This window comes from uncultured Methanobrevibacter sp. (assembly GCF_902770715.1).
Taxonomy (GTDB): Archaea; Methanobacteriota; Methanobacteria; order Methanobacteriales; family Methanobacteriaceae; genus Methanocatella.
On the sequence record NZ_CACXTS010000051.1, the window covers coordinates 1 to 7179 of the forward strand.

Below are 7179 nucleotides of genomic sequence, written 5' to 3' on the forward strand. Positions count from 1 at the left end.
AACTCATGTTATATCTGACCAAAGAAAAGACTTTATACGATCCATCCTTAAAAAAGATTATAAGTAATAGTTCGTCGTCGGCGACTTCATTTTTGAATTTGATCTGTTGTTCTTTCAGTTTGCCGGCGGGGATGACAAAGTAATACGAAATGCCGGAAACTTCAAACTCACAATCATCGTAATCAATATTACGGCTGGTAAGCAGAAGAGCTTTCGGGTTTTTCTTCAATTCCGGTACCTCCTTCTTCAAGATTAAAAAAAACACAGCGGCGGCTATTTTTACTGTTTACCGAAACTCTTAACCAGTGCTCGTCAAGGTCATTTTTGAAAAAAGCATGGTTACAGAAATGCACCCTGGTTTTAATATCATCATGCGTCTGAACACCACAAAACAATGGATGCGTCTGATGTGGCAATACGACACAAGTGTTATTATAGCCACAAGTGTTATTATAGCACTACGATTGAAACTGTCAATGACAGTTTGGTAAAAAAATCGCCAGGCGCGTCTGGAGATTTTGTGCGTTAAAAAACATAAATTTCTGAAACCCGCACAGTGACCGGCGTGCGCGGAATTTCTCAAAGTCCGTACAAACGGACTGGCAAAGTTGTAAAATTTAAGTAGGTAGGGAAGGGGGGAGGGGGAACCAAAGAAAAGGGGGCAAGCCATGATAATCGTTTATATAATTCTGCTGTTTATTGCAGTACTTTTATTTATGCTGCTGCTGGGCTTTATTGACATCGTTTACAATTTAATCACGGGCAAGACGTCAAATTTGGCGGAAAAATTCTGCGAAGCTATGAATGTGATTGTTGGCGTGATATGTGCTGCTGTCTGCGGCATTGGTATTCCTGTCTTAATCTTGTGCTTACTGTTTGTAATTGGCATGCTTATTATTGGATAAATTTAAATGGGAGTATAATATTAGTAAAAGTTAGATTGCAACGATAACATAAATGTTTTTGGGAGGACGTTATGGGCGTGGACTTTATTATTGGTGATGTTACCACACTGCAGGCGGATGCGGTCGTTAACGTAATTAATTATGAACTGAAGGACGGCGGCTTAGTGAATTATGCCATTCATAGAGCTGCAGGGCCTGAATTAAAAGAATACAGCGGAACGATTAATGCGTGTCCGGTAGGCGGAGCGAAGCTGACGCCCGGTTTCAATCTGCCTGCAAGCTATATTATTCACACCGTGGCTCCACTGTGGCGGGATGGCAACGAACAGGAAGAAAAATGGCTGGCAGCCTGCTATCTCCGATCTTTGGAACTGGCAGCGAAGTACCACTGCCGGAAGGTTGCGATTCCTGTAATCTGTAATGGCGGTTCCGATTTTCCCTTCGGCAAAGCGCTCCAGATTGCGTATGATACATGCCAGTATTGCCTTACTGAAAAAAATATGACGTTAGATATTCTTCTGTCTTTATAAGAAGCCTCCAGTTGAGCTAACCAGAAGTGATTACTTTGTGCTGCCGCAGTGTATCGAAGAAAAAGAAAAGAGAGTAGATAAAATCTATAATTTGAAAAAGAAATTGGACACACTACATTTTGTTATTAGCAAAAAATAATTAAGCAGATTAAGAAAATTAATTAATGATAATGAAACAACAGATATAATAAAAGAAGCTAAAGTATATTTTGATGGTGATTTTGTAACTTGGAAAGCTAAAGATTATAAATTTGCAGGTACCGCAACTGGTATAGAATGGCCGAACTCAATAAATATAACGTACAATCATGAATGGCACTTACCGGTAAGACTATTGTCCAGCGTTTATGAATTTTCATTTTGTAGAGATGGCTTGTTTATCAATGATATTTGCAATCCCGAAGTTAAAGTTACTGGTAACACTGTAGGTAAGGTAGATCGTTTTGAACCGGAGTTATTAAGCTGGTTATTAAAACTTGCGTATTTTTATCCACGATACGATTATGAAAAATATAAAACATTTGATGCGGACGACTTTAAAAAATGGGTTTTGCAGGAAGTAGGCTCCTTGGTTAAACCGTATTTGGATTGTTTAACTGCAATGATGGCACCATATCCGTTGTATCAGGATAATCTCGATGTATCTAAAATGGAAAATGCTATTAAATTTTTTAAACAATATCCTGAAGGTACTGGTTCGGCTGAGTTGTATGTTGCTTGGGAAAAGATTTTTCCATCTGATGATGATTTAGTATTGTTTGGCAGAGCAGAGGCTGGATGGAAATGCTGGTGCAACAGTAAAACTCTTTAATTTAGTGTAAAGGTAATTAATAATGAAACCTTTCTTTTTATTGAGTTCTTCGTGTCATGCTGATAAAATCAAAATTCGGCAATGAGTTTGCGGTCGACGGCCACATCGGCGCCAGTGCCAGTAAACCATTCGCTGAAAACAGTCCTTCACGGCAGTCTCTGCATTGGAAGCAGGTACGCCGAGCTGTGAAGGGCTTTATTTATTTGTGGCTAAAAGAACTTTAGAGGTAGTTGAACTCTGCATAAACATATATTTGAAGAATAAACAGATGGTTGTACTGATTCTGAACTCATTAAAAACACCCATTTTTTGGCCAACTACAGTCAGAAATGAGCCGCTAAAAACCGTAGATTTAAGGTAAAAATACCTATTCTTGTCGGAACGATGCAAGCAACAGGCCAAGCGAGCATGATGAAACTTTAAACAAAGTTTTGTAAATCAAAACTTAAAACGAATTATAATTTTATAAAAAAATCAAAAGTTTATTTAATAAAATATAATAACAAAAATAAGATTGATTCAACAAACTTGTATTTGTTGAAAATTTTGGCGACATGTGGTATAATATAAATGTAACGAGGGTTGAGGTAATCTTCATTACGATTACTTACTTTAATATTGTTTCCAGTAACGGAACCAATTAACCATAGAGAGTGCGCGAGAGACAAGCTCGGTGACCGCACAGCAACCTGACCGGGCGCCCGGTTAAGGTGCTAATGCTTGTATGATGGGATATTGGATAGCTCTGCTTTTCAAGCCCATCAGTCAGATGGGCTTTTTAATTTTTGTGTTCAAATCTTAATTATACTGGAGGCAATTCTTATGAGTTATTATAATACAGATCCACAGTATGCAAGACAAGAAAAACAAGACTTTTATAATTGGTTGAAGACTGAACTAAAGCTCAGTATATATGAATCCAGGCAATATATGTGTGCTATTAAAGGCGTGGAAGATTTTGCATCAAAAAGGAACTATCATTCAAAGCAACTCTTTTCATTAAACCGAGACATAGTTTTTGAAACGGTGAGCGAGTTATTGTTAGATGATGCGTTTCGTAATGATTATGTAGTTAGATGCCGTATCTACCCTGTAAAACCGACAGATGCCATCTATAAATTAGTTAAGTATGCGGCAGCGAAGCTTCCTTCATACAAGAAGAAACATGAAAAAAGCGAATCTGTACCTGTGTGGAATAAGAATAACACGCTATACGTATATAAGGGTTTATTATCTTGTCAGAGAAAAGGTCATCACCTCATTACTGCAACAGCTGTGATGCTTGGACTGAAAAATAAAGATGTAAGAATGACCGTCGCTTATTGTAGAGACTGCAACCGCTTCTTTATCAGTGAAGTTTCGTATCAGTACTACCGTAAAAAATACGGTGCCATAATTGGAGACATTCAATTAGAGCATAGCAGCATTACTTATAACGGAGAGTTTTTGGCTGAGGAATCGCCGCTTCATCTATGCGGTTATAACGTGAATCAACAGGATAACTACTCTCGCGAAGAACGAAGATTTATTATTTCAAAGATTATTGATAGAGGAATTATGAGTAAGCTAGAAGTTATTAACTATTTGGAGTATTTTATTAGCCATAATGGGCAGCAGACAAGAAACTGGTTAGCCCTTGCGAAGTGGAAAGAAGATTTGCAATTTACAAGAAGGTACCAAAGGGCATATGATCCCGTCTATGGTATAACCGCTATTCGTGCCATTGGGTAACGTTAGGTGAGTGGCAGTTTTCAGAAATGCGACTAATGTAAACTTGATAAAATGGTAGTTATGAATCTGACCTCCTTTTGGGGTACAATGAAACCCCGGCACACATGTTTACGGAGCACTCTATATGAGTGCTCCGGTTTTTAGATTTGTCGACCTGCAATTTGTATTAAAAAAAGCTTTTAGGAAGGAAATGGTTATGTTTAAGTTATAATCTGTTGCACGTAAAATTTTCCTTGCAATGACTTGTCGAGTAAGCTTTTTAATATATTAATTTCTTACTATTTTAAACGGGCTATTAATATGGTAAAATTAAATTACAAAAATAACTATTCAGGAGTAATTAAAATGAAAATCAAAAAAAGCGATATTTTAGCATTGCCTACTAATTTAAATCTATGTCATAACGAAGAAGAAGTAAAATATGAGTTTGCCAAAGCATTTCAAATAAAAATTGATTCTCAGATGAAAATGGATTTGTATCTCCCAACATGCCTGTTTGAATTCAAGTATGATAAAAATTTAAAGTCTATCATACAAAGAGCTAGAGTTATCGCGCAAGCTTTATATTATATTAGGGAACTAAAATATGGTAATGAACAATTAAGAGTACCACCTAATATTTGTGCTATTGATAAAAATGAAGCATTCTTTGTAAAAACAAAAGATTTTAGTTCGATATTTACTAGTAAAATACAGAAGTATGATTGGGATCGTGCTCCAAGCACTCCATGTCCCTATATTATTGATGCTGTTGCAAAAACAGATGTAATTAAAAATGCAAATGTTTATACTCTTACGGATCCGGATGATTACAAGGAGTTTACAGAACATATCGAGAGAATCATTTCTCTCGAGATAGATTTGTTTGAAGGACTTACAAAAAAAGATATTAATGAGCAGAATTTTGAAGAAGTATTTAAGGTTTGGTTAAGAAAATTTAAAGATTATATCGTCAATGGACATAAATCTTCAGAATATTTTATCGCTGACATACAATCAGATAAGACAATTGTGTCTTTAGAACGTGGTGAAATAGTTTTCTTTTTAAATGATGGTACTACAGTAACCAAGTCTATACCGATGGATGAATACGAGAAGTTTTGGGATATTTATGAAAAAGATGTTGACATACCTACCATAAAAGCTATAAGGCAAAGATTTGATAGACTAACAAAAGAAGATTATCGAAGATTCACTGGGGAATTCTACACTCCAATATATTTTGCAAAAAAAGCAATTCAATATTTAGAAAAAAGCATTAACAGTAAAAAATGGTGGGAAAAAGGATTTCGGTTATGGGATATGGCAGCAGGAACTGGAAATCTTGAGTATCTTTTACCGGAAGAAGCGTTACCATATTGCTATATTTCAACACTTTTAGAGGATGATGCAAAGTACTGTAAGAAGATATATCCAGAGGCCACTGTATTTCAATATGATTATTTGAATGATGATGTTGTATTAAAATTCGAGAAACAACTTAATTTGTTAGAAGAAGATATTCCAACAAAATTACCCAAGAATTTATTGAAAGATTTGGCTAATCCTAATATTAAATGGATTATATTTATTAATCCTCCATTTGTAACAGCTAATACAGCAGGGTTTAAAAAAGATATTACTAAAGATACAGTTTCTGAAACAAAAATACGTAAATTGATGACATCAGAGAATATGGGTGAAGTTAGTAGAGAGCTTTTTTCACAATTTTTATATAGAATAAGTTTGGAATTTAAAAATAAAACAGCATATTTGGGACTTTTTTCGAAATTAAAATATATTAATTCTAATAATGACCAACTATTTCGAGATAAAGTTTTTCAGTATAAATTCGAACGAGGTTTTTTGTTAGAATCAAAGAACTTTTCTGGAAGTAAGGGAAAGTTCCCTATTGCATTTGCTGTTTGGAATTTAAGCAAAATAATGAGATTAGAGGATCAAAAAATAGTTTTTGATATTTTTAATACCGAAGTCCAAAAAATTGGAACAAAGAAGATTGACAGTATTGCAAGGAATACGTTTTTGAATAAGTGGGTTGAAAGAAAAAGAAATAATGCAATAATGCCACCATTCTCTAGTGCATTAAAGTTAGGCGATGGAAATAAAGATATACGAGACAGAATTGCGCCTGATTTTTTGGCATCATTAGCTTCATTAGGGAATGATTTTCAACATCAAAATTTGACATATATTCTATCAGGTCCGGCTGCTAGTGCTGGGGGCTTTTCCATAGTTCCAGATAATTTGGAACAAGCGTTAATAATGTATACAACTAGAAGATTACCCAAAGCAACATGGTTAAACGATAGAGACCAGTTTTTTCAACCAAACACTAATAACTTTAATAGTATTTTTGTCTCAGATTGCATAGTCTGGGCATTGTTTGATGGTTCCAATCAGACAGTTGCAATTGAAAAAGTTTTATATAAGGGAAAGAGTTATCGTATAAAAAATCATTTCTATCCATTTCTCCTAGAAAAAGTAAGTAACTGGACTGTATCATTAACAAGCATTAGAAATAGTCTAAATGGAGCTAAAAATGATAGATATATGGCAAAATATCTCCAAACATTAAAGTTTTCTCCTGAAGCAGAAAATGTTTTGAAAAAAGCAGAAGATATTTACCGCTTATTTTATCAAGAGTCAACGTATTTAGCTTGGCCGAAATTTAAAACAACAACGTGGGATGTTGGTTGGTATCAAATTCGAATGTCATTATTAGATAAAAATATCGGCGATACTGAGATTGAACAATTAAGTCAATTACATAAAAAATTAGGAGAAAAAATTTTACCTAACTTATATAAATATGGATTTATAAATAGTTTGGAACAGTTTTTTGTTGATGAAATTTATATAGAATAAGTTTATTAACACTAAGAGATTATGTCTTTTTCAATAATATACAAACTAGTAAAAAAGGAAGTGTGGTCTAAAAATCATTACTTTCATCACTACTTATCATACAAGAGGACAGAATGACAGAAGATAATGAAAATAATAACAGTACACCAAAAAGTCAAATATAGTTACCTTAGACTCTGATTTTCTTCATAAACGTAAATAAATAATTATGACTTTCTACGCATTTTGTATCATCAATATCATAACTTTTTTCGTCTACGGCCTGGACAAGCTGAAAGCCGTCAATCACTGGTGGCGCATCCCGGAGTGGGTGCTGCTGGGCCTGGCTGCGGCAGGG

The 7179-nt window shown here is 34.8% G+C and carries 7 protein-coding genes and 1 riboswitch; of the genes, 6 read left to right on the forward strand and 1 reads right to left on the reverse strand.

Features of this window, described 5'->3' with window-relative positions:
* Positions 1–229: hypothetical protein (locus QZU81_RS10015; RefSeq protein WP_295591589.1), on the reverse strand; the 229-nt coding region annotated here is incomplete at its 3' end.
* A gap of 547 nt (positions 230–776) precedes the next feature.
* Between QZU81_RS10015 and QZU81_RS10020 the strand changes: the two genes are divergently transcribed.
* From QZU81_RS10020 to QZU81_RS10935, 6 genes are all read left to right on the forward strand, one after another.
* The gene (locus QZU81_RS10020) at positions 777–905 is read left to right on the forward strand and encodes a hypothetical protein (RefSeq protein WP_295591590.1); all 129 of its coding nucleotides are present in this window, start codon (positions 777–779) and stop codon (positions 903–905) included.
* A gap of 71 nt (positions 906–976) precedes the next feature.
* Entirely contained in the window at positions 977–1435 is a 459-nt protein-coding gene (locus QZU81_RS10025) for a macro domain-containing protein (RefSeq protein WP_295591591.1), read from the forward strand.
* A 373-nt stretch (positions 1436–1808) separates the two neighbouring features.
* The gene (locus QZU81_RS10030; RefSeq protein ID WP_295591592.1) at positions 1809–2246 is read left to right on the forward strand and encodes a hypothetical protein; all 438 of its coding nucleotides are present in this window, start codon (positions 1809–1811) and stop codon (positions 2244–2246) included.
* Between the two features lie 641 nt (positions 2247–2887).
* A riboswitch (SAM riboswitch) is annotated at positions 2888–2977 on the forward strand.
* Between the two features lie 4 nt (positions 2978–2981).
* Positions 2982–3977, forward strand: coding sequence for a hypothetical protein (locus QZU81_RS10035; protein ID WP_295591593.1), 996 nt, complete (start codon positions 2982–2984; stop codon positions 3975–3977).
* A gap of 300 nt (positions 3978–4277) precedes the next feature.
* Positions 4278–6842 (forward strand): hypothetical protein, encoded by a 2565-nt coding sequence (locus tag QZU81_RS10040; protein WP_295591594.1) that lies wholly within the window; start codon positions 4278–4280, stop codon positions 6840–6842.
* Positions 6843–7050: 208 nt separating this feature from the next.
* On the forward strand, positions 7051–7179 hold a 129-nt coding region (locus QZU81_RS10935; RefSeq protein WP_369333911.1), incomplete at its 3' end, for a DUF1294 domain-containing protein.